This is a genomic window from Streptomyces sp. NPDC013457 (assembly GCF_043089925.1).
Classification (GTDB): domain Bacteria; phylum Actinomycetota; class Actinomycetes; order Streptomycetales; family Streptomycetaceae; genus Streptomyces.
This window is the reverse complement of record NZ_JBICBL010000033.1, coordinates 1-2,869: the sequence shown is the minus strand read 5'-3', so window position 1 is coordinate 2,869 and position 2,869 is coordinate 1. Positions and strand designations below refer to the sequence as shown.

2 protein-coding genes are annotated in these 2,869 nt (G+C 71.2%); both read right to left on the bottom strand.

All coding sequences use genetic code 11. From position 1 onward, the window contains the following. The coding region (locus ACF1G2_RS36020) for a beta-ketoacyl synthase N-terminal-like domain-containing protein (protein WP_391802367.1) at positions 1 to 692 on the bottom strand (692 nt) is incomplete at its 3' end. Positions 693 to 803: 111 nt separating this feature from the next. Beyond that, positions 804 to 2,869, bottom strand: a 2,066-nt coding sequence (locus ACF1G2_RS36015) for a beta-ketoacyl reductase (protein ID WP_391802366.1), incomplete at its 5' end; no start/stop codon positions are given.

The window sequence follows — 2,869 nt, the reverse complement described above, 5'->3', positions numbered from 1 at the left end:
GCGCCGCCCGCGAGCGCCAGGTCGCACTCACCGCGGCGCAGTGCGTTGGCCGCGAGGTGGAGGGCGACCAGGGAGGACGAGCAGGCCGTGTCGACCGAGATCGCCGGACCCTCGAAGCCGAACGTATAGGAGATACGCCCGGAGGCGACGCTGCTGAGCTTGCCGGTGAGCAGATAGCCCTCGGACTCCTCCGGCCCTTCGAGCCCCAGGTAGCTCTGTTCCACCACGCCCGCGAACACACCGGTACGACTGCCCTTCAGGGACTCGGGGTCGATGCCGGCCCGCTCGATCGTCTCCCACGCCGTTTCGAGCAGCAGCCGCTGCTGAGGGTCCATGGCCCGGGCCTCGCGCGGTGCGATGCCGAAGAACGCGGCGTCGAAGAGCGCGGCGTCGTGCAGGAACCCGCCTTCCCGCGTGTACGACGTACCCGGCGTCTCGGGGTCGGGGTCGTAGAGCCTCTCCAGGTCCCAGCCGCGGTCCGTCGGGAAGGGGGTGATGGCGTCGACGCCCTCCGCCGCGAGCCGCCACAGCTCCTCGGGCGAGGTCGCCCCACCAGGGAAGCGGCAGGCCATCGACACGATGGCGATGGGCTCCCCGGTGCCGCCTTCCAGTTCGGCGAGCCGCTGCTGAGCCTTGTGGAGATCGGCGGTCACCCGCCGGAGGTACTCGACGAGCTTCTCTTCGTTGGTCATAGAGGATCGATTTCTCCTTGAGGCACAGGAACGGCGAGAGTCGTCGGAATGCGGGTCGGCCGGGCGCCGCTGTACGGAGGAATGCGGGTCGGCCGGGCGTCGCTGTACGGATCAGCCGAGCTGGGAGTCGATGAAGCTGAAGAGCTCCTCCGCGGACGCCGATGCGAGCGGGTCGTCCTCCTCCCGCGTCGGAGACCCCGCATCGGGCCGCTTCACCCTCGCCATCAGAGCCTGCAGCCGTGCGGTGAGCTCGGCGCGCTCCTCCTCCTGGGGCGGCTCCGCGGCGAGCAGGGCGTCGACCTTGTCGAGTTCGGCCAGCGCCGAGCGCGCCGCGTTGCCGGTGACCGGCCCGAGCCGCTCCAGCAGGTGGCCGGCGAGGGCAGCGGGACTCGGGTGGTCGAAGACCACCGTGGCGGGGAGACGGATGCCGGTGGCCGCGTTGACCCGGTTGCGCAACTCGACGGCGGTCATCGAATCGAGCCCCAGGTCCTGGAACGAGCGCTCCGAGGTCACGGCTTCCGACGACGCGTGACCGAGGACCGACGCCACTTCGGCGCGCACGAGAGCGAGCGCCCACTGCTCCCGCTCCAAGGGCGACAGCGCGGCCAACTCCGTGGCCAACTGCTCCGTAGGCGACTGCTCCGTCCGCGACGGCTCGGGCACCGACCCCTCAGGAGCGTGCCGCTCCGGTCCGCTCGGCAGCACCGTGCGCAGCAGGTGCGGGATCTGGCCTCCGGAACGTATCTCCCTCTCGTCCAGCGGGGTGGCAACCACCGCCGGCCCGCCCGAGGCGAGGGACCGGTCGAGGAGCGTGAGTCCCTGTGCCCGGTCGGTCACGCGAAAACCGCTCCGCGCGAACCGGTCGAGGTCCCTGTCGTCCAACCGGCCGTTGATGCCGCCTCCTTCCCACAGCCCCCAGGCGATGGACGTCGCCGGCAGGCCGTGGCTCTGACGGTGGTGGGCGAGGGCGTCCAGGGCGGCGTTGGCAGCGGCGTAGTTCGATTGACCGGGACCGCCGAAGACCCCCACGGTCGAGGAGAACAGCACGAACGCCGTGAGTTCCATGTCACGGGTCAGCTCATGGAGGTTCCATGCGCCGTCGACCTTCGGGCGGAGCACCGCGTGCAGCCGGTCCGGGGTCAGGGTCTCGAACAGACCGTTGTCGAGGACACCTGCGGCGTGGACGACACCGGTGAGAGGACGGTCCGCCGGGAGCCCCGACAGCAGGGCGGCGAGAGCGTCCCGGTCGGCGACATCGCCGGTGGCGATGGTGACATCCGCGCCGAGTTCCTTCAGCTCGACCGTCAATTCCTCTGCCTCGCCTGCCTGTTCACCGCCACGGCCGACGAGCAGGAGGCTCGTGACGCCGTGCTCCAGGACCAGATGCCGGGAGACGGCCGCACCGAGGAGACCCGTACCACCGGTGATCAGAACGGTGCCGGTGGTGGACCAGGTCGCCTGGTTCGGTGCGTCGGGAGCAGCCCGGCGGCCCAGGGAGCGCAGGGGGCGCAGCCGCGGAGTCAGTACGGTGCCCTGCCGCAGGGCTGCTTCGGTCATCCCGCCCGTCAGTACCGAGGACAGGAGCGAGGGCAGCTGCGGGGTGGGGGCGGCGCCGTCGGTGTCGACGAGCACGATCCTGCCGGGGTGCTCCGTCTGCACGGAACGCAGGAGCCCCCACACCGCCGATGCCGCCGGATCCGTCGCGTCCTCGGGTGCGGCGTTCACCGCGCCTCGCGTCAGTACGACGAGCGGAAGCTCCGGAAGGCGCTCGTCGGCCAGCACCCGCTGCAGCAGTTCGAGAGCGCGGGCCGTGGCATCGTGAACGGAGGCGACGGGCTCCGACAGGTCCCCCGGCACCCACGGCACGACGAGAGCGTCGATCTGCGCTGCGGCGGCCGCCGCAGCCTCGACACCGTCGAACTCCTCGGCGACGAGGCCGTGCTCGAAGCCATCCGCCTGCGAAGCCAGCGCACCCCACCGGCGCGGGCGGACGTCGTCGCGTCCGGCGGCGGCCTCCCACTCGACGGTGAACAACGCATCGTCCGTCGGCGAGTTCCGCGGCGCGTCGGCCAAGGGCATCAGCCAGTACCGCTCGCGCTGGAAGGGGTAGGTGGGCAGGTCGACTCGTTGTGTGTTGTTGCCTTGGAAGAGGGTGGGCCAGTCGACGGTGGTGCCGT